Annotated in this window: 22 protein-coding genes; 6 read left to right on the top strand and 16 right to left on the bottom strand. The window is 67.5% G+C overall.

The annotated features are described in order from the left end of the window. Positions 1-1173 (top strand): epoxide hydrolase family protein, encoded by a 1173-nt coding sequence (locus tag NF4_RS11010; RefSeq protein ID WP_063127167.1) that lies wholly within the window; start codon positions 1-3, stop codon positions 1171-1173. A 597-nt stretch (positions 1174-1770) separates the two neighbouring features. On the opposite strand, the gene NF4_RS11005 is transcribed toward NF4_RS11010, so the two are convergent. The 4 genes from NF4_RS11005 to NF4_RS10990 form a co-directional block, all read right to left on the bottom strand. After that, entirely contained in the window at positions 1771-2079 is a 309-nt protein-coding gene (locus NF4_RS11005) for a hypothetical protein (protein WP_369690921.1), read from the bottom strand. A 50-nt stretch (positions 2080-2129) separates the two neighbouring features. Continuing rightward, the gene (locus NF4_RS11000) at positions 2130-2465 is read right to left on the bottom strand and encodes a Rossmann-fold NAD(P)-binding domain-containing protein (protein WP_063127165.1); all 336 of its coding nucleotides are present in this window, start codon (positions 2463-2465) and stop codon (positions 2130-2132) included. Between the two features lie 119 nt (positions 2466-2584). After that, entirely contained in the window at positions 2585-4297 is a 1713-nt protein-coding gene (locus tag NF4_RS10995; protein ID WP_063127164.1) for an ABC transporter ATP-binding protein, read from the bottom strand. Beyond that, positions 4294-6129 carry an ABC transporter ATP-binding protein gene (locus NF4_RS10990; RefSeq protein WP_084533031.1) on the bottom strand — a complete coding sequence of 612 codons (1836 nt, stop codon included), beginning with the start codon at positions 6127-6129 and terminating at the stop codon, positions 4294-4296. Before NF4_RS10990 ends, NF4_RS10995 begins: the two co-directional genes overlap by 4 nt. A gap of 645 nt (positions 6130-6774) precedes the next feature. Between NF4_RS10990 and NF4_RS10985 the strand changes: the two genes are divergently transcribed. Beyond that, on the top strand, positions 6775-7260 hold the full coding sequence (locus NF4_RS10985) for a helix-turn-helix domain-containing protein (RefSeq protein WP_232330403.1): 486 nt from the start codon (positions 6775-6777) through the stop codon (positions 7258-7260). Between the two features lie 428 nt (positions 7261-7688). Continuing rightward, positions 7689-9287, top strand: a complete 1599-nt coding sequence (locus tag NF4_RS10980; RefSeq protein ID WP_063127162.1) for a serine hydrolase — start codon at positions 7689-7691, stop codon at positions 9285-9287. Positions 9288-9295: 8 nt separating this feature from the next. Here the strand turns inward: NF4_RS10980 and NF4_RS10975 are convergent, their stop codons facing one another. The 6 genes from NF4_RS10975 to NF4_RS10950 all read right to left on the bottom strand — a co-directional run bounded on the left by NF4_RS10975 (position 9296) and on the right by NF4_RS10950 (position 15406). After that, positions 9296-11686 (bottom strand): ATP-binding cassette domain-containing protein, encoded by a 2391-nt coding sequence (locus NF4_RS10975; RefSeq protein ID WP_063127389.1) that lies wholly within the window; start codon positions 11684-11686, stop codon positions 9296-9298. Between the two features lie 128 nt (positions 11687-11814). Continuing rightward, the gene (locus NF4_RS10970) at positions 11815-12225 is read right to left on the bottom strand and encodes a VOC family protein (RefSeq protein ID WP_063127388.1); all 411 of its coding nucleotides are present in this window, start codon (positions 12223-12225) and stop codon (positions 11815-11817) included. A 5-nt stretch (positions 12226-12230) separates the two neighbouring features. Beyond that, the gene (locus tag NF4_RS10965; protein ID WP_063127161.1) at positions 12231-12680 is read right to left on the bottom strand and encodes a helix-turn-helix transcriptional regulator; all 450 of its coding nucleotides are present in this window, start codon (positions 12678-12680) and stop codon (positions 12231-12233) included. After that, positions 12677-13999 carry an amidohydrolase gene (locus tag NF4_RS10960; RefSeq protein ID WP_063127160.1) on the bottom strand — a complete coding sequence of 441 codons (1323 nt, stop codon included), beginning with the start codon at positions 13997-13999 and terminating at the stop codon, positions 12677-12679. The genes NF4_RS10965 and NF4_RS10960 overlap by 4 nt, the downstream gene beginning before the upstream one ends. A 30-nt stretch (positions 14000-14029) precedes the next feature. Beyond that, a complete protein-coding gene (locus NF4_RS10955; protein ID WP_063127159.1) occupies positions 14030-14752 on the bottom strand; it encodes a trimeric intracellular cation channel family protein in 723 nt (240 codons plus the stop codon). A 66-nt stretch (positions 14753-14818) separates the two neighbouring features. Further along, complete coding sequence (locus NF4_RS10950; protein WP_063127158.1) at positions 14819-15406, bottom strand: CGNR zinc finger domain-containing protein; 588 nt, start codon at positions 15404-15406, stop codon at positions 14819-14821. 88 nt (positions 15407-15494) lie between these two features. Here NF4_RS10950 and NF4_RS10945 point away from each other — a divergent pair, with 88 nt between their 5' ends. Beyond that, positions 15495-16370 carry an alpha/beta fold hydrolase gene (locus tag NF4_RS10945; protein WP_063127157.1) on the top strand — a complete coding sequence of 292 codons (876 nt, stop codon included), beginning with the start codon at positions 15495-15497 and terminating at the stop codon, positions 16368-16370. A gap of 60 nt (positions 16371-16430) precedes the next feature. Here NF4_RS10945 and NF4_RS10940 read toward each other — a convergent pair whose 3' ends face one another. The 6 genes from NF4_RS10940 to NF4_RS10915 form a co-directional block, all read right to left on the bottom strand. Next, on the bottom strand, positions 16431-17135 hold the full coding sequence (locus NF4_RS10940) for a CE1759 family FMN reductase (protein ID WP_063127156.1): 705 nt from the start codon (positions 17133-17135) through the stop codon (positions 16431-16433). After that, positions 17132-17584: a MarR family winged helix-turn-helix transcriptional regulator gene (locus NF4_RS10935; RefSeq protein ID WP_063127155.1), complete on the bottom strand. Its 453-nt coding sequence runs from the start codon at positions 17582-17584 to the stop codon at positions 17132-17134. The genes NF4_RS10940 and NF4_RS10935 overlap by 4 nt, the downstream gene beginning before the upstream one ends. Beyond that, a complete protein-coding gene (locus NF4_RS10930; RefSeq protein WP_063127154.1) occupies positions 17581-18756 on the bottom strand; it encodes an LLM class flavin-dependent oxidoreductase in 1176 nt (391 codons plus the stop codon). Before NF4_RS10930 ends, NF4_RS10935 begins: the two co-directional genes overlap by 4 nt. 101 nt (positions 18757-18857) lie before the next feature. Continuing rightward, positions 18858-19919 carry a phosphotransferase gene (locus NF4_RS10925; protein WP_063127153.1) on the bottom strand — a complete coding sequence of 354 codons (1062 nt, stop codon included), beginning with the start codon at positions 19917-19919 and terminating at the stop codon, positions 18858-18860. Beyond that, positions 19916-21001, bottom strand: a complete 1086-nt coding sequence (locus NF4_RS10920) for a TIGR03857 family LLM class F420-dependent oxidoreductase (protein ID WP_063127152.1) — start codon at positions 20999-21001, stop codon at positions 19916-19918. The genes NF4_RS10925 and NF4_RS10920 overlap by 4 nt, the downstream gene beginning before the upstream one ends. Further along, a complete protein-coding gene (locus tag NF4_RS10915) occupies positions 20998-21897 on the bottom strand; it encodes an SDR family NAD(P)-dependent oxidoreductase (RefSeq protein ID WP_063127151.1) in 900 nt (299 codons plus the stop codon). The genes NF4_RS10920 and NF4_RS10915 overlap by 4 nt, the downstream gene beginning before the upstream one ends. A gap of 189 nt (positions 21898-22086) precedes the next feature. Here NF4_RS10915 and cyp51 point away from each other — a divergent pair, with 189 nt between their 5' ends. Together cyp51 and NF4_RS10905 are read left to right on the top strand one after the other, a co-directional pair. Further along, entirely contained in the window at positions 22087-23442 is a 1356-nt protein-coding gene (gene cyp51 / locus NF4_RS10910) for a lanosterol 14-alpha demethylase (RefSeq protein ID WP_063127150.1), read from the top strand. A 6-nt stretch (positions 23443-23448) separates the two neighbouring features. Beyond that, a complete protein-coding gene (locus tag NF4_RS10905; RefSeq protein WP_063127387.1) occupies positions 23449-25122 on the top strand; it encodes a 4Fe-4S binding protein in 1674 nt (557 codons plus the stop codon). The last annotated feature ends 8 nt before the right edge of the window (positions 25123-25130 follow it).

The following is a 25130-nucleotide window of genomic DNA, read 5'->3' as shown; positions in this document are numbered from 1 at the left end:
ATGCACCGTCCAACCAGCGACGTGCAAGCATTCGAAGCCCACGCAGCCGACGCCGACCTCGACGATCTGCGCGCGCGACTGGCCGCGGCGCGGCTACCGGAGGCCGAAACGGTCTATCGCGCCGCGCCCGGTCCTCGCAGATGGGAACACGGCGTTCCGCTTACCGACCTCATCGATGTCGTGAACTACTGGCACACCGGGTACAACTGGCGATCGTTCGAAGAGCGCCTCAACCGGATCGGCCAGTTCCGCACGACCATCGATGGCCTGGGAATCCACTTCCTGCACCGCCGATCCGCGCGCGCGGATGCCACTCCTCTGATCGTGACGCACGGCTGGCCGGGCAGTATTGCCGAGTTCATCGATGTAGTGGACGAGCTGGCAGATCCGAAGAATTCGGATGCGCCGGCGTTCCACGTCGTGGTCCCGTCGTTACCGGGCTTCGGTTACAGCGACAAGCCGGCCACCACCGGGTGGGGGACCGAAAAGATCGCGGCCGCATGGGTGGAACTGATGGGAAGGCTCGGCTACAACAAGTTCGCAGCTCACGGCGGCGACTGGGGAGGTAATATCACGACGGTTCTCGGCGGCAGGTTCCCGGCGCACGTTCTCGGCATCCACACAACGTTCGCGGAGGGGCCGCCCGGGTTGGCAACGGACGGGCTGACTGCGGTCGAGCGTGAGTGGACCGAGGAAACCCGCAATTTCTGGCGCCATCGCGCGGCGTACGCGAAGCAGCAGGCGACCCGGCCGCAGACCATCGGATATTCGCTCGTCGACTCACCGGTCGGGCTTCTCGCCTGGATCCTCGACAAGTTCGCTGAATGGTCGGATACCGAAGACAGCCCGTTCGAGACGATTTCCAGAGACCGCGTTCTCGACGACGTCACCCTGTATTGGCTGACGCGCACCGGCGCATCGGCGGCCCGCATCTACTACGAGAGCCACAACTCGCTGGACCCCGAACTCCGGGTCGACATCCCATCGGCAATCACCATGTATCCCCGCGACATCGAGAAGTGTCCGCGCCCCTGGGCGCAGAAGCGATATCGGCAGATCGTCCGATGGCGGTCGCCCGAGATCGGGGGACATTTCCCGTCGCTGGAGGTTCCCGAGTTCTTCGTCAAGGATCTGCAAGAAGGCCTGGCGGCAGTGCTGACCGCCAATCGGTGAACGCGGCCGGTGCCGGGACTCGGCGCACCGCTGCTGTATGAGGTGCCAGAGAAATCGTCTGCGGTATCAGGGAAGTGGAGCTGATGCAGTACACAGCGGGTTGGTTGACATAATCGACTCATCGGCAAACCCATTGCAGCACAGCAACACCCAGGGGAGTGGTCGCGACAGTCGGACTCGCACGGGGGTAGCGACGGCGTTCCGGAACTCCAGCACGGAGGGCGCCGACCGCTCGACAACCCCCGACCGGCCGGTCACGCCCCAGTCGATCGAATCCAGGAAAAGAGGAGAGGTTCAGCAGCAACGCCACACCAGCGACACCCGCCCTATTCCGTCACAGTGACGCATCGGCGGTTGCGTGAAATATTTGCCAAATCCGCTAGTAGTTAGTGACTCTGAACCCATTCCGGGTCCATCACCAACTCCCAACTCTCCTTTTCCTGGAAATGCAGAACTGCGATCGCAGGCCGCGCTACGCCACCACCGAAACCCATCCACCAAAGAACGCCGATAATCTACATTATGTCAACTGAACTCCTGCATGCAGCATCAACGAAGCGCGACCCCTATCCACATCAGAGCTTGGTGCTCGATCGGTCAGCGTTGGGGCGTCAGCGTGATGGCGCCGACCACCACTCCACCCAAATACGCCGGGCCCGTGTACCCGCCATGTCCGTCGCTGATCAGTACGACTCGGTGGCCGGGAAACAGGTCCACGTAACCACCGTCGGGCGTCGAATGAATTGGGTAACGCCCTATCAAGACCAGGTCCCCGCCCTCGACGCGCCCGTCGCGTTGCAGGAGCACGATGCCGGACGACCACGTCGTGGACGTATAGGCGCCGGGTTCGACGTCGGCGAATGATTCCCCGACCGTGCCGAAGAGCGTGGCGGCACCCACAGCCACGGCGATCGCAGTAGTCCGGACTATCGCTGGTCTGGCGCGTATGGACATCGTCAACTCCTGTCGCATCGGGTTGCCAACTCTACGCCTGCCAACTCCGACCCGGCCGAATATGCACGAATCGAATATGCAGAGTTACCAGTAAGAAGATGCCCCCGCCTCCCCCGGCCGCCGAAGGCGCTGATGTGGGCGGACGTCCACTCCTCGAAAGTGCGAGCTGGACGCCCGGTCACCTCCTCCACGGTGGGATAAATTATCGATTCGTCGAGTGTGCCATCGACGAAAAAACGGAAGAACGCATCGACGTACTCCTCGGACATCGTCGCTTCCATCTCGGCACGGGCCTGCGCGGGTGTCAGGGCTTCACAGCGCAGCTCGCGACCCAGCACTTCGGCCAGTACAGCGACCTGGTCGGCCGGCGAGCAAGAACATGCCGTCGACGCCTTCGAAGGCCTCGGTCGAGCTGTGCGGCACATCCAGTGCTCCTTCCGGTGAAATCTGTTGTTGCTCATTTGCCTGCCGGTGCCAGGGAGAGGTTCCAGAAGTCGGCGTATCGGCCACCACGGAGTAGCAGTTCGTTGTGGCTGCCCTGCTCGACGATCCGGCCGTTGTCGAGAAACACGATGTGGTCGGCGCGCTGGACGGTCCGCAGTCGGTGCGCCACCATCACAACGGTCCGGCCGGCCATCAGGCGTTCGATGCCTTTATGGACGGCGGCTTCGTTCACCGGGTCGAGGGCGGAGGTCACCTCGTCCAGCAGCACGATGGGTGCGTTCTTCAGCAACGCTCGCGCGATCGAGACCCGCTGGCGCTCACCACCGGACAGCAGTGCACCGCCCTCTCCGACATCGGTGGTCCATCCGTCCGGCAGACGCTCGATCACCTCGTCCAACCGCGCCGCGGCCGCCGCCGCCCGAACCTCGGCGTCGCTCGCACCGGGGCGTCCCAGGCGTACATTCTCCTCGATGGTGCCGTCGAAGAGATAGACGTCCTGGAAGACGATGGCGATCTGCTGGATCAGCCCCTCGGTGCTGATCTCGCGCACATCCACCCCGCCCACCCGTACCGCACCCGCGTCCACATCGTGGAACCGCGCGAGCAGTTGCAGCAGCGTGCTCTTGCCCGCGCCGGACGGACCGACAATGGCTACTCTCCGTCCGTCGGGTACGAAGAGCGAGATGCCTTCGAGCACGGGGCGGTCGCCGTGCCCGAAGGTGACGGAATCGAACGCGAGATCGTGGCGTTGCGGCTGGATCGGTTCGTGCGGTTCCGGGAGCGGCTCGGTGTGCAAGAGCGCATCCAGTCTCACCAAGACCGAGCGCGCACCGCGGAGTTTTCCGCCGATGTCCGCCAGCGACAGCAGCGGGTCCGCGCAGCGGGCAGCGAGCACCAGGATCGTCAGCGCTTCTGCCGCGCCGATTCTTCCGCCGAGCGCCAGATAGGTGGCCAGAACCAGCAGCCCGGTGAACATGGCCTGCACGGTGAGCGTCAGGCCCACCACGCCGGGCAGTGTGGCGAGGGTGAATCGTCGGGATGCGCGCTCGAGTTCCCGGAGCGAGTCGTCGAGTAATAGGAAGCGTTCCGTGGTCCGGCCGCCGGCGCGCAGCACCGGCTGGGCCTGCAGAAACTCGATGACCCGCCCGGTGGCCTCCTGTGCGCGTTCGGCGCGCTCCACGTCGCCGGCGGCTGTCACTCGTCCCGTCCATGCGTAGGCGGCCGCGACGAGCGGGACAGCGAGCAGTGCGGCCGAGCCCATCTGCCAGTTGAAGGCGAAGATCACGGCGACGATCGTCAGTGGAGTGACCGCTGCGGAGACGAACGGTGCCAGCAGATGCGCGATCACGCTCATTGCTTCCAGGACGCCGCGACTGGCCAGGACGGACATCTCCCCTATCCGGTTCGTGCTGTACCAGCCAAGAGGTAAACGTGCCAGGTGATCCCCGAGGCGGTGGTACATTCCCCGCAGCAATGTGGTCCCGACGCGGAAGCCGGACAGGTCGCTGAGATAACGCAGTGCTGCGAAGGCCGCGACCGCGACCCCGAACGCGGTCAGCCAGGGCCGGGCGTCTGCGGGTGTACTCCCGAACAGCGCTCGAAGGACAGGGACCAGCAATGCGTAGGACAATCCCTCGGCGACTGCGGTCGCCGTCATCAGGGCCACCGTGCGGCGCACCGGGCGGGCGTACTCGGGCCCGAGCACACGCATCAGCATTCGGATCATCGGTCCTGGCCTCCTTGTACTGCATCGGCGCGGGTTTCGGCCTCATCGGTGATCGCCGACCGGTAGGTGCGCCAGAAATCGGCGAATTTTCCGGTCCGTGCCAGAAGCTCGGTAAGGTGGCCACGTTCGACGATCGATCCGTTCTCCAGCATCACGACGGCGTCGGCGTCGGCGATGGTCTCCAGGCGATGGGCGATGACCAGGATCGTCCGTTCGCCTTTCAGCGTCGTCAGGGCTCGGCGCACAGCCTGTTCGGTCTGGGGGTCGGCGAAGGCGGTCGCCTCGTCGAGTACCAGAACGGGTGAGTCGGCCAGTAGCGCGCGGGCGATCGAGATCCGTTGCGCTTCACCGCCGGACAACGTGGCATCGGTGCCGATGACGGTGTCGTAACCGTGCGGCAGCTGCAGTATCCGGTCGTGGATGTTCGCCAGCCGGGCTGCGCGCATCACGTCTGCTCGGTCGGCGTGCGGCACTGCCAGCGCAATGTTGTCCGTGATCGACGCGCGCAGCAGCCGCACGTCCTGGAAGACGAACGACACCGTCCGGTACAGCTCCCGATCGGCGAGGTCGCGTAGGTCGATGCCGCCGAGCAGTACCGAACCGTGAGTGGGGTCGAAGAAACGGGGCAACAGCTGCACCAGAGTGGATTTTCCGCTGCCCGAGGGCCCCACGAGGGCAGTGACCGTCCCCGGTTCGAGTACCAGGTCGATACCGTGCAGGATCTCTCGGCCGGCGTCGTAGGCGAATCGGATGCCGCGCAGTTCCACCCGGTGGCCCTGAGGGGTGAGCGGGCGCGCGGGCTGCGGCAGCGGCTCCACCGCCAGCACGTCCCGGATCCGGTCGACCGCGCGGCGGGCGGCTTGCAGATCATCGAAGCCGTGTCCCAGAGCGGCCACCGGAGCGGTCAGCCCCAGGCCCAGCAGTAAGAACGGCAGTAGATCCGCCGCGGCCAGCGATCCGTTCTCGATCAGGACTGCCCCGCCGATCAGCACGACCGACAACACGAACGGCGGTGAAAGCACCAGCTGCATTGCCGCGGCGATCGGGGCGAGACCTCGCACCCACCGAAAGAAGGTGCCGACGAATTCGTCCACGGCCGTGCGGAACGCGCGGTGGGCGCGCCCGGCCCCACCGAACGCTTTGACCACCGCGATGCCCTGCACGAACTCGACGACCGAACTCGCGACCCGGCCCATCCCCGCATCGAATTGCTCCTGTTCGCGCAGCCGGGGCGGGGCCATCATCAACGGCACCAGTGCGAGTGCGAGCAGTACCGGTATCAGCGTGATCAAGGTCAGTCGCCAGTCGATGGTGAACAGGTAGATCAGCGACACCAGGGGCACCAGGAATGCGGAGACCAGCTCGCCGGGAGCGTGGGCGATGAACGGGTGCACAGCGCTCACATCCTCGCCCACCAGCTGAGCCAGCTCACCGGTCCGGCGGCGGGCAAACCAGCCCATCGGGACGCGGCCCAACTGGATCGCCAGCAGCCGCCGCAACGACAGTTGCACCCTGCTGTCGAGCAGATGCCCGAGCCCCGTCGATGCGGCCGTGAACAGCAGGCGGGCGAAGAGTCCGGTCGCGCCCGCGAGCACGACGATCCGGACATGACCGTGATCGGCCGGACCGGCCGATAAGAAGGTGCGGCCCAATTCGGCAACTGCCAGCAGCGGAGCCAGGCCCGCGACAGCACCGACGGCCTGCAGGAACACCACGGCGGTGAAAGTGCCCGCGTGTGGGCGCAGCAGTGCCGGGGCGCTCTGTTCCGCAGCGAAGTCGGTATCCGCGGGCCGCGGGGACGACTTCCCTGTGGCGGTAAGGACGACGGTCATCGTCTCGCCGCCCTTTTTGCGGTCGTCGTACCGCTACCCGTGTGCTCGGGTTGGTACGCACGCACCTGCAGCCGGCGGTCCGGCAGATCGAGTGCCGATGATGTGATGTGTGCGCCACGATGGGGTCGGCCGGTCGTCGTCCTGCCGAGCGCCGAGCGACGCCTGCGGTTCTGCGCTTCGCGTAACTCGATGATCTGCGCAGGGGTGATCGCATCCCGGTCGGGTTCGGTCGAGAATGCGGACAGTAGCCGCACACCCAGGGGAACTTTGCCTCGCATAACTGCTTCTCCATGAACTCGTCGACCGCCGTACTTCCGGCGGCGTAGCGATACTCTGGCGGAAGTGAGCATCGACGCGCTTTCGGAAATCTGCGGTCCTGTCCGGACGCCGGTGGCTTGGGTGCGCCCCGGCCACGTCGGCTATATCGGGCCGGACCTCGGTGTCGACCCGCATTCGCCTTCGGTTGCGATGCTCACTGTCGGCCTGGATGCGCCGCTCGTCTTGTGTACGGCACGTGGGTCGATACGCACCGGCAGTTCATTCGTTCCCGCTCGTACGACTCAGCGCATCACGGCCACAGAAGGTTGGATGCTGGCGTTGTTCGTCGATCCCACGGGGGCGCCTGCGACGGCCATCGCTGACGAGATGAGGGATTCCGTGGGGCCGTTCGGGCTCGCTCACCGGCGTGAGCGCGAACTCGTCGACCTGTGCCGGGCCGCGGTCGTGGACCCCGACCATATCTACGCGCGTGCGATCGCGGGTCCCGCGTCCGTCACCGATCCCCGTATCGAGCGGGTCGCTGCCACTATCCGCAGCGATCCGGCCCATGCTTTCCGCGCGAACCACATCGCTGCGAATCTGGGTTTGTCCACCACCCATTTCCTGCGCCTGTTCAGCCAGCAGTGCGGTACCACATTTCGGGGATATCAGCGGTGGAACCGCATGATCCACACCGTCCGCGGCGCCGTGGCAGGCCAAGATCTCACCCGGTCCGCCCTCGACGCCGGGTTCGCGACCCCGTCCCATTTCAGTGAAACCTTCCGCGACATGATCGGCCTGTCGGCGACCAGGATGCTGCGCGCCGGAATCAGCTTCGATCTCGGGAACTCGTGTGCGTCACAGCGTTTGTGAATCCATGTGAAGCGCCAGAAGAGCCACCCCCCTCGCCTATCCCGAACCGGATGACTCATAGGAAGCTCCTCTTTGTGTAGGAAGCCTCTTCCTTTGTTTTTTGCGGTTGGAGAACGCGTGTATGGCCATGAGGGGCGTATCCATGTTTAGATGCGCATATCCAAGTATGGGCATTATTTTTTCTGCGGCCGATTCGCAGGGGTTCGGCCTGGTCTGCGTTTTCAGCGATGCGGTCCCGCACTACGGCGGAGCGGATACCGACTGCGGAACTCATTCCCCTTTCACTCGCCGCCGAGACGGCCCGCCCCTCCCCTGCCCCGCAGCCGTTGCGGAAACACAGCCTGCCGCGTGCCGGGTGCGAGCGTGAGCGGGGGTTAGGCTCGGGACGGACTGGGCTCGTGTCAGCGACGACCTCCCGGAGGCGAGCTATGCGCAGACGTCGGCTGGTAGTTCTCTGTGTCTCCGTAGTGACCGCCGCGGGGCTGCTAGCGGGGTGCGGGGACCGGGAACCGACCCCGGTGCCGGGGGCGGCCGCGCCCTCGACCTCGCCATCGGATCCGCGGCCCGATCAGGCGGCCGGCGTCGCCATACCGCGCGGACGGGTCGAACACATTCTGGGCACGCTCGAATACCGCGCCGAGGAGTTGATGCGCGAGACCGATATTCCGGGGATGGCGGTCGCCGTCGTCTACGACGGCGAGGTGGTGTTCCAGAAGGGGTTCGGGCTGCGGGACGTCGACGGGCGGCAGCCGGTGAATCCGGGGACGGTGTTCCAGTTGGCGTCGCTGTCCAAGCCCGTGGGGGCCACCGTGGTCGCACATGAGGTCCAAGAAGGAGTGGTGAAGTGGGATACGCCGGTCCGTGAAGCGGCGCCGTGGTTCGCGTTGGAGGACCCGTATGTGAGCGACCATGTGACGATCGGCGACCTGTACGCGCACCGTTCGGGGCTGCCCGAGCACGCCGGGGACAAGCTGGAGGATCTCGGGTTCGATCGGACCGCGATTCTCCAGCGGTTGCGCATGCTGCCCTTGGCGCCGTTCCGCGATTCCTACGCGTACACGAACTTCGGGCTCACCGCGGCAGCGATCGCGGTCGCCGATGCGTCGAAGCAACGCTGGTCGGCGCTGTCGGAGCAGCGCATCTATCGGCCGCTGGGTATGTCGTCGACCAGTTCCCGGTATGCCGATTTCGTCGCGGCGGGCGACCGCGCGTCCGGGCATGTGCTGGTGGACGGCAAGTATCGTCCGGCGCAGCCGGGACGGCAGCCGGATGCCCAGTCCCCCGCCGGAGGCGTCAGTTCGTCGGTGACGGATATGGCGCAGTGGATGATGATGGTGCTGGCGAACGGGAAGCACGGCGGCGCGCAGGTGGTGGCGCCCGAGGCGCTGCTGCCCGCACTGACACCGCAGTCGGTGCCGTCGCCGCCGGCCGAGCCGGATGCCCGGGCGGGTCAGTACGGATTCGGTTTCAATGTGGGCAATTCGCCGGCGGGCCGGGTGGTACTGAGTCATTCGGGAGCGTTCGATCAAGGTGCGGCGACCGCGATGACGATGATTCCGTCGGTGAACGTGGGCATCGTAACGCTGACCAATGCCGCGCCGATCGGGGTGCCGGAGACATTGAACGCCGAGTTCGCCGATCTGGTGCAGTTCGGTGAGGTGCGGCAGAACTGGTGGGAGCTCTATTCGAAGGCGTTCGAGCAGTTGAACGCGCCGGCGGGTGAGCTGGTCGGGGCCCCGCCGCCGCCGAATCCGGCGCCGGCGCGACCGCTGGAGGATTATGCGGGTGAGTACGGCAACGACTATTTCGGTCCGGCGTCGGTGGCGGTGGACGGTGACGCGCTGCTGTTGACGATGGGGCCGCGCCACGTCGCGATGCCGATGCGGCATCGCGACGGTGACACGTTCGTCTTCGCCCCGGTGGGCGAGAGCGCGAATCCGGGCAGTATCTCGCAGGCCCGGTTCGACGGGGACCGGTTGTGGCTGGAGTTCTACGACTCCGACGGGTGCGGTATGTTCGTGCGCTGAGCTCGGCGTCAGGCGCCGACGTAGGCGGCGAGGTGTTCGCCGGTGAGGGTGGAGCGGGCGGCGACCAGATCGGCGGGGGTGCCTTCGAAGACGATGCGGCCGCCATCGTGTCCGGCGCCGGGGCCGAGGTCGATGATCCAGTCGGCGTGGGCCATCACGGCCTGGTGGTGTTCGATGACGATCACCGATTTACCGGAGTCGACGAGCCGGTCGAGGAGTCCGAGCAGCTGTTCGACATCGGCGAGGTGCAGGCCGGTGGTGGGTTCGTCGAGGATGTAGATTCCGCCTTTCTCGGCCATCTGGGTGGCGAGTTTGATGCGCTGGCGTTCACCGCCGGAGAGGGTGGTGAGTTGCTGGCCGAGGCGCAGGTAGCCGAGCCCGACATCGGCGAGCCGGTCGAGGATCTTGTGGGCGGCGGGGATGCGGGCGTCGCCGGAACCGAAGAACTCTTCGGCTTCGGCCACCGACATATCGAGCACTTCGGCGATATTGCGGCCGCCGAGGGTGTACTCGAGGACCGCGGCCTGGAAGCGTTTGCCTTCGCATTCCTCGCAGGTGGATTCGACGGTGGCCATGACACCCAGGTCGGTGTAGATCACGCCGGCGCCGTTGCAGGTGGGGCAGGCGCCTTCGGAGTTGGAGCTGAACAGGGCGGGTTTGACGCCGTTGGCTTTCGCGAAGGCTTTGCGGATGGGGTCGAGGAGTCCGGTGTAGGTGGCCGGGTTGCTGCGGCGGGATCCGCGGATGGCGCCCTGGTCGATGGTGACGACGCCGTCGCGGCCCGATACCGAGCCGGTGATCAAGGAACTCTTGCCGGAGCCGGCGACGCCGGTGACGACGACGAGGGCGCCGAGCGGGATGTCGACGTCGACGTTGCGCAGATTGTGGGAGTCGGCGCCGCGGACTTCGAGAGTGCCCGACGGGGTACGTACGGATTCCTTGAGGGCGGCGCGGTCGTCGAGGTGGCGTCCGGTGAGGGTGTCGCTGGCGCGGAGTCCGTCGACGGTGCCCTCGAAGACGATCTGTCCGCCGTTGCTGCCGGCCCGCGGGCCGATATCGACGATATGGTCGGCGATTTCGATGGCTTCGGGTTTGTGTTCGACGACCAGGACGGTGTTGCCCTTGTCGCGGAGCTGACGCAGCAGGTCGTTCATCCGCTGGATATCGTGCGGGTGCAGGCCGATGGTGGGTTCGTCGAAGACGTAGGTGACGTCGGTGAGCGAGGAGCCGAGGTGGCGGATCATCTTGGTGCGTTGGGCCTCTCCCCCGGACAGGGTGCCGGAGGGGCGTTCCAGGGAGAGGTAGCCGAGCCCGATATCGGTGAACGAGTCGAGCAGGTGCTGCAGGCCTTTGAGGAGTGGGGCGACCGACGGCTCGTCGAGTTCGCGCACCCAGTCGGCGAGGTCGCTGATCTGCATGGCGCACAGGTCGGCGATGTTCTTGCCGTTGATCTTGGAGGCGAGGGCTTCCTTGGTGAGCCGGGTGCCGCCGCATTCGGGGCAGGTGGTGAAGGTGACGGCGCGTTCCACGAAGGCCCGGATATGGGGTTGCATGGCGTCCACGTCCTTGGACAGGAAGGACTTCTGGATGCGCGGGATAAGACCTTCGTAGGTGACGTTGATGCCTTCGACCTTGATTCTGGTGGGCTCTTTGTAGAGCAGGTCGTGCAGTTGTTTCTTGGTGAACTTCTTGATCGGCTTGTCGGGGTCGAAGTAGCCGCAGCCGCGGAAGATGCGACCGTACCAGCCGTCCATGCTGTAGCCGGGGATGGTGAGGGCGCCCTCGTTGAGGGAGAGGCTGTCGTCGTAGAGGGCGGTGAGGTCGAAGTCGGTGACCGATCCCATCCCTTCGCAGCGGGGGCACATGCCGCCGAGGCGGCTGAAGGTCGCTTTCTCGGCGACCGTTTTGGCGCCGCGCTGCACGGTGATCGCGCCGCTGGCGGTCACCGACGGCATATTGAACGAGTAGGCGTTGGGTGAGCCGATATGCGGGTCGCCGAGCCGGCTGAACAGGATGCGCAGCATGGCGTTGGCGTCGGTGGCGGTGCCGACGGTGGAGCGGGGGTTGGAGCCCATGCGTTCCTGGTCGACGATGATGGCGGTGGTGAGGCCCTCGAGCAGGTCGACGTCGGGCCGCGACAGGGTGGGCATGAAGCCTTGGACGAAGGCGCTGTAGGTTTCGTTGATCATCCGCTGGGATTCGGCGGCGATGGTGGCGAAGACCAGGGAGCTCTTACCGGAGCCGGAAACGCCGGTGAATACGGTGAGTCGCCGTTTCGGGATCTCCACGCTGACGTCTTTGAGGTTGTTCACACGCGCGCCCTGCACCCGGATCAGGTCGTGGCTGTCGGCGGCGTGTGTCGCGGACGCCCGCGTACCGGTCTTCGTGGCGGTGCTCATCTGTCTCCCTCTGGTGCTGTCGCGGTCGTCGACATCGGCGTGTTCGGTTCCCGGCGGTCGAGTGTTACCGGCCGGCCCGTCCAATGGGCGGGCCGGTGTGCGGGCCGGATCGGTGGGTGGGCCTGCGGTCAGCGCAGTTGCTGGATGCGGATCATATTGCCCGCGGGGTCGCGGACAGCGCAGTCGCGGATACCGTAGGGCTGTTCGGTCGGTTCCTGGACGACTTCCACATCACCGGCCTGGAGGCGTTCGAAGGTGCCGTCGAGGTCTTCGGTGGCGAGGTTGATTCCGGCGTAGGTGCCCTTGGCCATCATTTCGGCAATGGTTTTGCGTTCTTCGTCGGTGATGCCGGGGTCGGCGGCCGGTGGGTGCAGGACGATGGAGGTTCCGGGTTGGCCGGCGGGGCCGACGGTGATCCAGCGCAGACCGTTGTAGCCGACATCGTTGCGGATCTCGAAGCCGAGGGTGTCGCGGTAGAACCCGATGGCGGCTTCGGGATCGTCCTGGGGCAGGTAGCTGGCGTGAATGGTGATGTCCATGCCGATCACGCTAACTGCGGGGTGGTTACCGGGGCTTCTCGATTCCTGATCGGTCTGGTCACCTGTTTGGCCGTGCACGACGGGATGCCGGCGGTGGCGTCGGCTTGTTGCCGCCGGTAGGCGCTGGGCGGCATGCCGACGAGTTCGGTGAAGCGGGTGCTGAAGGTGCCCAGTGAGGAGCAGCCGACGGCGAAGCAGACTTCGGTGACGGTGAGGTCGCCGCGACGCAGTAGGGCCATCGCGCGTTCGATGCGGCGGGTCATCAGGTATCCGTACGGGGATTCGCCGTAGGCGAGGCGGAACTGGCGGCTGAGGTGTCCAGCGGACATGTTGACACCCCGGGCGAGCGCCTCGACGTCGAGTGGTTGCGCGTATGCGCGGTCCATCCGGTCGCGGACGCGGCGTAACAGCGCGAGGTCGCGGAGGTGTTGCTCCGCGGTGGGTCTGCTGGTCACGTGGCCGATCGTCCCATATCGTGCCCGGGTTGCCCAGTTCCCGGTGGTGGGTTGCCGGCGTCGTCGGCGGTGCCGAGCCAGGCGAGCGCGGCGACGACGAGGGCGGTGACTCCGGTGTCGAGGGTGGGTTGCAGCACGGGCGCGAAGCGGGAGCTGTGGTTGACCGGGATGTCCCGGAACAGGGTGCCTTTTTCGACGGCGCCGGCGAAGGCGGCCGGGTCGGTGCCCCCGAGCCCCCAGTAGGTGAACGGGACGCCGAAGGCCGCGGGTATTTCGCTGATGTCCTCGCTGGCGGTCTGTGGCTCGATGGTGTGGGAGGCGGCGCCGAACGCGGTGGCGAAGGCCGCGGCGACCCGGCGGGTGGTTTCGGGGTCGTTGACGGTCGGCGGGAAGGTCGTGATCCGCTCGAATTCGGGTTCGCGTGGGGCGTCGGCTCCGGCGGCTTCGGCGCGCACGATCCGTTCGATGGCGTTGAGGACGTGCTCGCGGACTTCCGGCTCGTAGGTGCGCACATTGATCTCGAGGACGGCGTCGTCGGGGATGAGGTTGGGCCCGGTGCCGGCGTGGATGCTGCCGACGGTGACAACCGCGCGGGTGGTGGGCGCGATCTCCCGGGATACCACCGTCTGGAGGCGCAGTACGCATATCGCCGCCATGACGACCGGGTCGACGGAGGCCTGGGGTTGGGAGCCGTGGGCGCCTCGGCCGTGCAGGGTGACACGGAGGCTGTCGGCGGCGGACAGGAACGGTCCGGGGCAGGTGCCGACGGAGCCCGCGGGATAGGGCAGGACGTGCTGGCCGAGGACGACGTCGGGGGCGGGGATCTTGCCGGTGAGTCCGTCGGCGACCATGGCGCGGGCGCCGTCACCGTTTTCTTCCGAGGGCTGGAACAGCGCGATGAGCGTGCCGTGCCAGGCGGGCCGGGCCTCGGCCATCAGGCGGGCGGATCCGAGGAGGCAGGCGACGTGGACGTCGTGTCCGCACGCGTGCATGACCGGTTGCGCGATGCCGGCACGGTCGACGGTGGCGGTGGAGGCGTAGGGCAGGCCGGTGGCTTCCCTCACCGGGAGGGCGTCCATATCGGCGCGCAGCAGCACGGTGGGGCCGGGACCGTTGCGGAGGACGCCGGTGACTCCGGTGCCGGCGATGCCGGTGGTGACGTCGTAGCCGTAATCGCGTAGCGCGGTGGCGGCGAGCGTGGCGGTGCGGTGTTCGCTCATGCCGAGCTCGGGGTGGGCGTGCAGGTCGCGGTAGTGGTTCTCGATCTCCTCGCGGGCGGCGTCCAGGCCGGTCAGAACAGTTGTGGCGGCACGATTCATCGGTGGTGCCTCTCTGCTCGGGGGTCGGTGTCAGCTGCTGTCTTCGGTGCCGGTGTCGCGGGGACGGCCGCGACGGGTGGTGCGGACGCCGCGGACGGCGGCGGCCAGGCGGGTGTGCGGCTGCCAGTCCAGGCCGTTGGGCAGGCCCCAGCCGTACCGGACGGCGGCGAGTCGGAGAGCCAGTGAGAAGACGATGCCGGCGACGATGCCGATCGCGGGTGCGCCGAGATAGGTGCAGACGACCATGGTGCCGGCGACCACGGCGGCGACGGTGGCGTAGAGACCGTTGCCGCCGAAGACGGCCGGGACCCGTCGTAGGAGGACGTCTCGGGTGGCGCCGCCGCCGACGGCGGTGGTGATGCCGAGCAGTACGGCGGGGAGCCAGCCGAGGCCGGCGGCGAGGGTTTTCTGTGCGCCGGTGACCGCCCAGAATCCGATGACGGCGGCGTCGAGGGCGGTGAAGAGGCGGTCCCAGGCGTGTTCGCTGAGGTGGATGAGGAACGAGATGAGGGTGCCGGCGACGGCGGTGGGCAGGTAGGCGTAGTCGGTGAGTGCTACCGGGGGGCCTTGCTGGAGCAGGGTGTCGCGGATGATGCCGCCGCCGAGGCCGGAGACGATACCGACGACCAGGAACCCGAACAGGTCGAGTTTCTCGGTGCGGGATACGGCGCCGCCGAGCATCGCGCAGGCGAGGACGCCGGCGAGGTCGAGATATCGCGTGACCTGGTCGATGGTTTCGGCGGGTGCGGCCACCGCAGCAAACTAACACGCGTGAGGGTGGGTTCTCGGCGATGACGGGCGTCGTGTGGGCGCGCTGGTTCAGCCGATGCCGCTGCGGGTCTCGGGGGCCTTCGCCGGGTGGTGGCGGTCGTAGTAGCGGGCTACGCGGACTCGGTTGCCGCAGCGTTGTGGTGAGCACCAGCGGCGGCGCGGATGGGCGGGGATGAACAGCAGGACGCAGTCGTCGGCTTCGCACTGTTTCAGGCGGGCGATCGCCGGATCGGAGAGCAGTTCGACGGCGGCTTCGGCCAGGGCGGCGGCCAGCCGCGTGCTACTGGGGCCGGTACGGCGCACTGTGGCCGTGAGCGCGGTGCCGTCCCATACAAGATGCCGGACGGCAGGTGCGGCGGATTGGGCATCGGCCAATCCGTGCAGGGCGGCTGCCGGCGGGCGGCGGCGGGACAGCAACGCCTCGAGCACCGTGGAGATGTGGTCGCGGACCTGCCGCACCTGTCGCAAGGCCTCGGTGGTCAGGTATTCGGGCGGGTTTTCCGGCAGCCGATCGGCCTGTTTCCGGAGCCAGTCGGCCAACTGATCGGGAGTACTCAGGAGGTCGCCCTGGGCCGGGCGGGTGTTCACCAGATCCAGGGCCAGTGGCTCGCCCACCGGGAATGCTGCCGAGTTCATCCCACTAATGCTACTTCACCGCCTTGACACGTTAGCCGGGGTTCCGCTACAGCTAATGCATATCCTCGGAAAGAAAGCATGTGAACCCATGAGCTTGCCACTGGTTCATCACCGCTACCTCGATGTCGACGGCATCGGTGTCTTCTATCGGGAATCCGTGCCCGGTCGCGCCGATGCGCCGACGCTGTTGCTGCTGCACGGCTTTCCCTCCGCCTCTCATCAGTTCCGACGGCTGATCGATGTGCTCGGCGATCGCTACCGGCTCATCGCGCCCGACTATCCCGGTTTCGGAAACACCACGACGCCGGGAGATTTCGAGTACACCTTCGATCACCTGGCCGATATCATCGAGGCGTTCGTGCAGCAGCTCGGCCTGCACCGTTTCGCCATGTATGTCTTCGACTTCGGCGCTCCGATCGGATTCCGGCTCGCCGAGCGCCACCCGGAATGGATCACGGGGTTGATCGTGCAGAACGGAAACGCCTACGAGGCAGGACTGTCCGACGGCGCGCGGGAGTTCATTTCGCTCCGTCCAGAACAAGAGGGCGCCCGGGACACGATCCGCCGGCTACTGACCCCGGCGGGCACCCGCAGCCAGTACGAGACCGGAGTCCCTGAGGTCACCAGACTGTCCCCCGAATCCTGGTTGCTGGACCAGTATTTCCTGGACCTGCCCGGGCGGGAGGAGGCGCAGATGGCATTGGCTTTCGACTATCGGTCCAATATCGCCCGCTATCCGGCCTGGCAGGACTGGCTGCGGAAGTACGCCCCGCCCACCCTGATCACCTGGGGAGCGAACGATCCGTTCTTTCCCGCGCCCGGGGCGCACGCCTACCTGACCGACATCCCGGACGCCGAACTGCATCTGTTCGATACGGGCCACTTCGCCCTCGAAACCCATCTGGACGAGATCGCCCGGCTCATCGCCGGATTCCTCGACCGGCTACCCGATCCCGGGCTCTGATGGTCGGCCGGGCGATCCACGCCACGGGGCAACAACGCGTCCACCGACGGGCCGCAGCCGTCAGGGGCGGGTATCCACGGCCGCACTTCCACCGGCCGCGAGCCGCATGAGGTCGGTGTCGAGGTCGACGGTGGTTTCGCTGCCGCCGGCGCTGCCGAAGCTGTGCTGGTAGCTGGTCCACGATTCGTCTTTGACCTTGTGCGCGAAACCGCTCTCCATCAGCAGCACCAGTTCGAGGGCGGCGCGGTCGATGCGTTTGTCGAGGTCGGTGTCGCTCCAGTCTTCGGAGGCGGCGAACAGGGAGGTGGGCACGGTCATGGTGCGCAGGAAAGCGAACAGGGCGCGCATCTGTTCGTCGACGACCAGGGCGTGCCGGGAGCTGCCGGCGGTGGCGGCCAGGATCACCGGTTTGGCGATGAGCAGGTCGTTGTCGAGGACGTGGAAGAAGGAGGTGAGCAGTCCGCTCGGTGCGGCCTTGTAGACGGGGGCGGCGACGATCAGGCCGTCGGCGGCGGCGAGTGTTTCGATGGCGGCGGTCATCTTGGGGCCCATGAGCTGGGAGACGAGCGCGGTGGTGATCTCGGTGGCGAGTTCGCGGAGGTCGATGACGTGGACGGTGGCGGTGGCGCCGCGGTGGCGGGCGAGGGTGCCGACGCGGGCGGAGATCCGGTCGGCGAGCATGCGGGTCGAGGACGGGTTGCTGGTGCCGCCGCTGACCACGACCAGCCGGTAGGGGGTCGTGCCCTGGCCGTTGGTGGTGTTCATATCTCGTTCCTTTGCGTGATGTCGGCGAGTTTGCCGCAGAGCTGTTCGAGGGTGCGTAGTTCGTCGTCGGTGAGGGCGCCGGTGAGGGCGCGGGCGACGCCGACGGCATGGCGGCCGCCGATGCGGCGCTGCCGGGTCCGGCCCTCATCGGTGAGCGAGAGCCGGACCCCGCGGCCGTCGTGTGGGTCGGGGGTGCGTTGCACGAGGCCGCGGTCTACGAGCCGGTCCACCATCCGGGACAGCGCCGGCTGGGTGAGCAGGACGTGCCGGTTGAGTTCGGCGGGGCGGATGGGTTCGGGGCATTTGGACAGCGTGTAGAGGACGTCGTATTCGCGCATGGTGAGTCCGTGCCACACATCCTGGGCCGCGAACTGTTTCATCAGGACCGCGTGGGCGGTGAGTACTGCTTCCCAGGCGTCGTTGGCGAGCCGTCCGCTGGTTCTGGTCACTTGTCGGCCAGGGTCTTCGCGGTGTCCTGGTAGGGGCTGGCGCCGGCCAGGTTGTCGCCCTGGTTGGCGTTGGGGCGGGCCTGCCGGGCGGGCTCGTCGCCGTATTCGGCGGCGACGCGCGCCCGATGGGTGGGCGCCGGGGCGGATTCGGGGTCGCGGCGGGTCTCCAGTTCTTTGCGCAGTACCGGCACGACTTCCTCGCCGAGCAGGTCGAGCTGGTTGAGCACGGTTTTCAGCGGCAATCCGGCGTGGTCCATCAGCCACAGCTGGCGCTGGTAGTCACCGAAGGTGTCGTGGAAGGTGAGGGTTTTGTCGATGATCTCCTGTGGGCTGCCGACCGACAGCGGGGTCATTTCGGCGAAGTCCTCCAGGGAGGGGCCGTGGCCGTAGACGGGGGCTTCGTTGAAGTAGGGGCGGAATTCGTTCCAGGCGTCCTGGGATTTCTTGGCGATATAGGCCTGTCCGCCGAGTCCGACGATGGCCTGCTTTTTGGTGCCGTGACCGTAGTGTTCGAAACGCTGCCGGTAGAACTCGATGAGCTGGAGCGAGTGCGCGGTGGGCCAGAAGATGTGGTTGGCGAAGAAACCGTTGCCGTAGTAGGCGGCCTGTTCGGCGATTTCCGGGGTGCGGATGGAGCCGTGCCAGACGAACGGCGGCACACCGTCGAGCGGCCGCGGGGTGGCGGTGAAGCCCTGCAGCGGGGTCCGGTAGTTGCCTTCCCAGTCGACGACGTCCTCGCGCCACAGCCGGTGCAGGAGGTTGTAGTTCTCCAGTGCCAGCGGTAGGCCCGCGCGGATGTCCTTGCCGAACCAGGGGTAGACGGGGCCGGTGTTGCCGCGGCCGAGCATCAGATCCATGCGGCCCTTGGACAGGTGTTGCAGCATGGCGTAGTCCTCGGCGATCTTCACCGGGTCGTTGGTGGTGATCAGGGTGGTCGCCGTGGTGAGGATCAGTCGCTCGGTGCTGGCCGCGATATGGCCGAGCAGGGTGGTCGGTGAGGAGGAGAAGAACGGCGGGTTGTGGTGCTCGCCGATGGCGAAGACGTCGAGGCCGACCTCTTCGGTTTTGCGCGCGATCTGCACGATCGCGTCGATCCGTTCGGCCTCGCTGGGCGTCACGCCGGTCACGGGGTCGCGGGTGATATCGCTGACCGAGAAGATTCCGAACTGCATCGTGTGTCACTCCCACCGTAGGTTCTATGCATTTGCATCTACTTGAACCGAGGGGGTGGCGGGGTTATTCCTGCGCTGTGGGCGCGGGTGACGCGGCCGGGCTATCCCGTGGCGGGCGGCCGCAGCGGTGCCGGTTGCTGCGTGAGCGAGTCCAGATCGCGGATAGCGGCACAGCTACGGCGGATCATGGCGGCGAACATGGCGTCGCCGCGCTCGGAAGGGATGCCGTAGGCGGCGCCGAACACCGCGACCAGCGGGCCCTGCAGGGCGGCGAAGCGGTAGTCCTGCCAGCAGTCCTCGGCGGTGTAGCCGGTGACGCCGAGTTCGGTGAGCCGCCGGTGGTAGGTGGCGACCAGATCCTGTTCGGCGGCCCGCCGGGGCTCCGGGTCGAGGCCGGTGGTGATGAAGTAGGCGAGATCGCGGGCGGGCAGGCCCAGGTTGACGGTCTGCCAGTCGACGGCGGTCACCTGCGGCGGGTCGGCGTCGTCGAACAGGAGGTTGTCCAGGCGGTAGTCGCCGTGCACGAGTCCGAAGCGTTCGGGGCGGGCGACCAGCCAGTCGGCGATGACCTCACCGCAGGCCCGAACGGTCTCGTGGTCCTCGGCGGGGAGGCGGTCCCCGAGGCGGGCGAGGAAGATATCGGTGGTGGGGCCGTAGAGTTCGCGCAGCGTGCCGGCTTCTTCCGGACCGTTGCGGCCGAACCCCTCGATATCGAGCAGGGTGTCGTCACACCAGCGGGGGGCGTGCAGGCCCGCGAGCTCGGTCACGGCCGCGTGGGCGTGGGAGACGGGGCAGCCGCCGATCTGGTCGCCTTGGCGGGCAGGGGCCAGGTCTTCCAGCAGGAGGACGAATTCGCCGCCGTCGCCGTGTATCTCGGTGTGGTGGCAGCGCGGGGTGCGGACGGCGACCGTGGCGGCGATCTCGGTGTAGAAGCGGACTTCCTGGCGGTAGGCGCCGGCGAGCATGGCGCGGACGCCGGGGTCGGCGGCGGGGAGTTTCGCCAGGAGTTGTCGCGGGACACCGTCGCCGGTGAGCCGCAGCCGGTGCACGGTGCCGATCTGTCCGGTGCCGACGGCTTCTGCGGTCACGGCGGTGACGGGGCGGCCGAGGGCGGCGGTGAGCCATTCGGGGGTCAGTCCGGCGATCTCGGTCGAGGCGGTCATCGGCTGCTCCTGCCGGGGTTGGCCGGCAGGTGGGCGAACCGGCCGGGGTCGCGGTGGCGCCGCCACGCGTCGAGAACTGGTGCGAGTTCGGTGGGGGTGTTGCCGTGCAGGATGACGCCGTCGGAACCGGCGGCGAACTGGTCGGCGATCCGGGCCGCGCAGTGTTCGGGGGTACCGGTGGCGGAGGCAGCCGTCCATTCCGCGGGGAGCAGGTCTTCCACGGCGGCGAGGGTGGTGTCGTCGGCTACGGCGTCGAGGGCGCCTCCGGCGCCGGTGACCAGGGGGTGCGCCCGGAAGTCGGCGAGGGCCTGCGGGTCCCAGTCGTTGACCTGGACCAGGATGTCGCCGTACCCCTGCAGGTAGGTGCCGAGGCGGCCGACGAGTTTGCGCAGCCGGGCCGATTCGCCCTGGGTGTCGTCGACCACCGCCAGCACCGACCAGATGCGGACGGCCGCCGGATCACGGCCGGCGTCCGCGGCGGCGGCGCGGACCGTCCGGACGGCGCGGGCGGTGGTGTCGTCGGTGAAGAAGGTGTGCAGTACGACGGCGTCGGCGATCTGCCCGGCCAGGCGCAGGGTGTTGGTACCGATCGCGGTGAGGGTGACCGGGATGGCATCGTCGTAGGTGGGGTCGAGGTGCAGAATCGGGTATTTTCCGGCGGGGCCGTCGTGGCCGACGACGGTGTCGCCGCGCCAGAGGCGCCGGTAGAGCTCGGTGGCGTCACGGAGTTGCGCGGAGGTGATCCGGGGCAGGCCGATGGCGTCGAAGAGCGCACCGAATCCGCGGCCGAGGCCGAGGCTGTAGCGGCCCCGGGTGAGCCGGTGCAGGGTGACCGCCGCGGTGGCGGTGATCAGGGGGTGGCGGGTGTTGTGGTTGGTGGCCGCGGTGCAGATACCGAGGTCGGTGGTGACCGCGCCCGCGGCAGCGGCGAGAGCGAACGCTTCTTTGGTGTTGAAACGTTCGGACAGGAACATGGCGCCGAGGCCGAGTCGTTCGGCGGCGCGGGCTTCGTCGAGCAGGATATGCGGGTCGGTGGCGTGGCCGGCGAGACCGTAACAGCCGAGTTCGGGGAATGCGGTCACTGCCGACCGGCCTCGGCGTCGCGGCCGCCGATCATGCGGTGCAGTTCGTCCTGCGCCCAGGGTGGGGTGTCGTTGTGGTCGCGGAAGCCGAGGATGGTGGGTGTCGGGCGGTCGTAGCGGCCGACGAATCCGCCCGCGGCGACGAAGATCTGGCCGGTGACCCGCTCGGCGGCCGTACCCGCGAGGTACAGGTACAGCTGGGCGACGTGGTCGGCGGGTGGGGCGTCGAGGGCGGCGTCCTTGCTGATCTCGTCGAGCATGCCGCGGCGGTAGAGCTCCATGATCTTGGCTTCATAGGCGAACCCGCTGGAGAGCCGGGTTTTGGCGCCGGGGCATACGACATTGGCGCGGACTTTGTGTTCGGCCAGTTCGGCGGCGATGGCGAGGGTGAGGGAGTTGACCGCGCCCTTCCCGGCGGCGTATCCGGTGCCGCCGTAGTCGCCGAGATAGGCGAAGGAACTGGTGTTGATGATGCTGCCGCGGCCCTGGGCGACCATTTTCGGGGCGGCGGCGCGGCAGGTGTTGAACGTGGTGGTGAGGTGGGAGTCGAGCAGGGCACGCCAGTCGCGGGTGCTGACGTCGAGGATGGAGGAGCCCGCGGGTTCGGCGATCCCGGCACAGTTGACGAGCACGTCGACGGCCCCGAAGGTGCGCACGCAGGTGTCGACGAGGTCGGTGGCGGTGGATTCGTCGGCGGCGCTGCCGGCGACGCCGATCGCGCGGTGGCCGGCGAGGGTCAGGGAGTTGACCGTGCGTTCAACTGCGGGGGTGTTTCGTCCGTTGACCACGACTCCGGCGCCGTGTCCGGCCAGGGCGTGCGCGACGGCGTAGCCGATGCCGCTGGTGGCGCCGACGACCACGGCGCCGCGTCCCCACAGGGTCTGATTTCCGCTCATGGACCTGTTCTCGCTCGCTTCTCTAGGCCGAACACTATTCCGTACAGGTGTCCGGTCAGTATGGCATCCTGACGGCGCGCCGGGGGCGGCGAGAGGCGGCACACCTTGCTTGCGCGCAACACCCCGTAGTACTGTCCAGACAGGTGTCTACCATAGATCCTGGACAGTAATCTGGGGAAGGATTTCCACATGACTTCGGTGAAACCGCCGCGGGTGTCCGGAGGCGAACACGAACACGGCCACCTGGAGGAATTCCGCACCGACCCGATCGCGCTGATGCGCCGGGTGCGGGAGGAATGCGGGGACGTCGGCCAGTTCGAGCTCGCCGGACGCCACGTCGTCCTGCTCACCGGCGCCGAAGCGAACGAATTCTTCTTCCGCGCCGCCGACGAGGACCTCGACCAGGCCGCCGCCTACCCCTTCATGAAGCCGATCTTCGGCGAGGGCGTGGTATTCGACGCCAGCCCGGAACGGCGCAAGGAGATGCTGCACAACTCCGCGCTGCGCGGCGACCAGATGCGCGGACACGCGGCGACCATCGAAAAAGAGGTCGACCGGATGCTGGCGGGCTGGGGTGACGAGGGCGAGATCGATCTCCTCGACTTTTTCGCCGAACTCACCATCTACACCTCCTCGGCCTGCCTGATCGGGACGAAGTTCCGCGAGGAACTCGACAGCCGGTTCGCGCACCTCTACCACAACCTGGAACGCGGTACCGACGCGCTGGCGTATGTGGACCCGTACATGCCGATCGAGAGCTTCCGGATCCGCGACGAATCCAGGGCCGCGCTGGTCGAACTCGTCCAGGAAATCATGAACGGGCGGATCGCGAACCCGCCCGCCGACAAAGAGGATCGCGACCTGCTCGATGTGCTGGTCTCGGTGAAGAAAGAGGACGGCACCCCGCATTTCAGCGCCAGCGAGGTCACCGGCATCTTCATCTCGATGATGTTCGCCGGCCACCACACCACCTCGGGCACCGCCGCCTGGTCGGTGATCGAACTGCTGCGGCATCCGGAAGTGCTGTCCGGAGTCGTGAAGGAACTCGACGAGCTCTACGCCGACGGCCAGGAAGTGAGCTTCCACGCCCTACGCCAGATCCCGCAGCTGGAGGCGGTGCTCAAGGAGACGCTGCGGCTGCATCCCCCGCTCATCATCCTGATGCGGGTCGCCCAAGGCGAGTTCGAGGTATGCGGAAACCGGATCGAGCCCGGCGATCATGTGGCGGCGACACCGGCGATCTCCAACCGGCTGCCCGAGGACTTCCCGAACCCGGACAGTTTCGATCCCGGCCGCTATATCGACCCCAACCAGGAAGATCTGGTCAACCGCTGGACCTGGATCCCGTTCGGGGCCGGACGCCACCGCTGCGTCGGCGCCGCGTTCGCGCTGATGCAGCTCAAGGCGATCTTCTCGGTACTGCTGCGGGACTGGGAATTCGAGATGGTGCAGCCGTCGGAGTCCTACCGCAACGATCACTCGAAGATGGTCGTGCAACTGCAGCAGCCGTGCCGGGTGCGATACCGCCGCCGGCAGACGGCATGAGTGACGATGGCCTACGTCATCACCCAGCGGTGCTGCAACGACGGCAGTTGCGTGGCCGAATGCCCGGTGGACTGCATCCGGCCGCGCCCCGGCGATCCGCGGTTCGCGTCCGCGGAGATGCTCTACATCGACCCGGATACCTGCATCGACTGCGGGGCCTGTTACGAGGCGTGTCCGGTGGACGCCATCTACGCCGAAGAGGATCTGCCCGCGCATCTCGACGGATTCCGGGACATCAACGCGGGCTTCTTCGCCCGGCATCCACTGGAACCGGATATGTCCGCTCCGCCGCCGGTGCGGCGCCTGGCCAAGGACCTCGGGACCCTGCGGGTGGCGATCGTGGGCACCGGCCCGGCCGCCTGCTACGCCGCCGAGCAACTGCTCGTCGCCGGACCGGTCGAAGTGGAGATGTTCGACCGGCTGCCCACCCCCTGGGGCCTGGCCCGCTACGGGGTCGCGCCGGATCACGCCCAGACCCGTGGTGTCACCGATATGTTCGCGTCCGCATTCAAACGCGATGCGCTGCAGATGTATCTGAACACCGAGATCGGCACCCATATCGGCCACGCCGAACTGCGCGAGAGCGCGCACGCGGTGATCTACGCGGTCGGCGCGCCCGCCGACCGGCGCCTCGATATTCCCGGGGAAGATCTGGCGGGCAGTGTCTCGGCCACCGAATTCGTGGCCTGGTACAACGGGAACCCCGGCTACGCCGACCGGGTATTCGATCTGTCCGGTGACCGTGCGGTGATCGTCGGCAACGGGAACGTGGCCCTGGATATCGCGCGAGTGCTCACCATGGACCCCGACGAGCTGGCCCGAACCGATATCGCCGATCACGCACTGGCCGCGTTACGCGAGAGCGCGATCCGTGAGGTCGTGATCCTCGGCCGCCGCGGGGTGCTCCAGGCGGCCTACACCGCGCCGGAGTTCCGGGCACTCGGGCAGCTCGACGGCGTCGATATCGTCGTGGCCCCGGGCGACCTGGTGTTCGACGAGGCCGCGCAGGCCTACCGGGCGGGGACAGAGGCACCGTACGAACTCGGGTTGAAACTAGCGACCGCCGAAGAGTTCGCGGGCCGCTCGCCGCGGGACGGCAACAAGCGGATCGTGTTCCGGTACTGCGTCTCCCCCACCGAAATCGTGGGCGCGGATCGGGTGCGGGCGCTGCGGTACGTACGCAACGAGCTCACCGGCCCGGTCGCCGCGCCGACCGCGCGGCCGACCGAGGACACCGATGAACTCGATACGTCACTGGTGGTGCGGGCGGTCGGGTACCGGGGTGAACCGGTCGGCGGGCTACCGTTCGACCACCGGCAGGGCGTGCTGCCCACGGTCGGCGGACGGGTGGTCGATCCGGCGGGCGTGCCGGTCCCCGGTGTGTATGCGGCGGGCTGGATCAAACGGGGGCCACGCGGGGTGATCGGCTCCAACCGGGGCGATGCCGAGGAGACGGTGGCCGCGATACTCGACGATTTCACGGCCGGTGTGCTGCCCACCCCGGTCCGGGACCGGGCCGCGCTGGCGGATCTGGTGCGGGCCCGGCAACCCGATGTGGTCGACCGTACCGCGTGGCAGGCGGTGGATCGCGCCGAGCGCGCCGCGGGCGCGGCGGCGGGACGCCCCCGGGTGAAGCTGGCGACCGTGGCCGAACTGCTCGCCACGGCACGCCGCGGCTGAACCCGGCC

The sequence above is a fragment of the Nocardia fusca NBRC 14340 genome (genome assembly GCF_001618425.1).
In the GTDB taxonomy this organism is placed as follows: domain Bacteria; phylum Actinomycetota; class Actinomycetes; order Mycobacteriales; family Mycobacteriaceae; genus Nocardia; species Nocardia fusca.
Note: the sequence above shows the minus strand (reverse complement) of the source record. Positions and strands in the feature narration are given on the sequence as shown.

Bases quoted from the DNA above. Each gene is read 5' to 3' on its own strand.
- NF4_RS10975 (WP_063127389.1), bottom strand. From the start codon at position 11,686: ATGAGCACCGCCACGAAGACCGGTACGCGGGCGTCCGCGACACACGCC.
- cyp51 (WP_063127150.1), top strand. From the start codon at position 22,087: ATGACTTCGGTGAAACCGCCGCGGGTGTCCGGAGGCGAACACGAACAC.
- NF4_RS10925 (WP_063127153.1), bottom strand. From the start codon at position 19,919: ATGACCGCCTCGACCGAGATCGCCGGACTGACCCCCGAATGGCTCACC.
- NF4_RS11010 (WP_063127167.1), top strand. From the start codon at position 1: ATGCACCGTCCAACCAGCGACGTGCAAGCATTCGAAGCCCACGCAGCC.
- NF4_RS10990 (WP_084533031.1), bottom strand. From the start codon at position 6,129: ATGACCGTCGTCCTTACCGCCACAGGGAAGTCGTCCCCGCGGCCCGCG.
- NF4_RS10945 (WP_063127157.1), top strand. From the start codon at position 15,495: ATGAGCTTGCCACTGGTTCATCACCGCTACCTCGATGTCGACGGCATC.
- NF4_RS10950 (WP_063127158.1), bottom strand. From the start codon at position 15,406: ATGAACTCGGCAGCATTCCCGGTGGGCGAGCCACTGGCCCTGGATCTG.
- NF4_RS10905 (WP_063127387.1), top strand. From the start codon at position 23,449: ATGGCCTACGTCATCACCCAGCGGTGCTGCAACGACGGCAGTTGCGTG.
- NF4_RS10960 (WP_063127160.1), bottom strand. From the start codon at position 13,999: ATGAATCGTGCCGCCACAACTGTTCTGACCGGCCTGGACGCCGCCCGC.
- NF4_RS10930 (WP_063127154.1), bottom strand. From the start codon at position 18,756: ATGCAGTTCGGAATCTTCTCGGTCAGCGATATCACCCGCGACCCCGTG.
- NF4_RS10980 (WP_063127162.1), top strand. From the start codon at position 7,689: ATGCGCAGACGTCGGCTGGTAGTTCTCTGTGTCTCCGTAGTGACCGCC.
- NF4_RS10995 (WP_063127164.1), bottom strand. From the start codon at position 4,297: ATGATCCGAATGCTGATGCGTGTGCTCGGGCCCGAGTACGCCCGCCCG.
- NF4_RS10915 (WP_063127151.1), bottom strand. From the start codon at position 21,897: ATGAGCGGAAATCAGACCCTGTGGGGACGCGGCGCCGTGGTCGTCGGC.
- NF4_RS10970 (WP_063127388.1), bottom strand. From the start codon at position 12,225: ATGGACATCACCATTCACGCCAGCTACCTGCCCCAGGACGATCCCGAA.
- NF4_RS10985 (WP_232330403.1), top strand. From the start codon at position 6,775: ATGAGGGATTCCGTGGGGCCGTTCGGGCTCGCTCACCGGCGTGAGCGC.
- NF4_RS10940 (WP_063127156.1), bottom strand. From the start codon at position 17,135: ATGAACACCACCAACGGCCAGGGCACGACCCCCTACCGGCTGGTCGTG.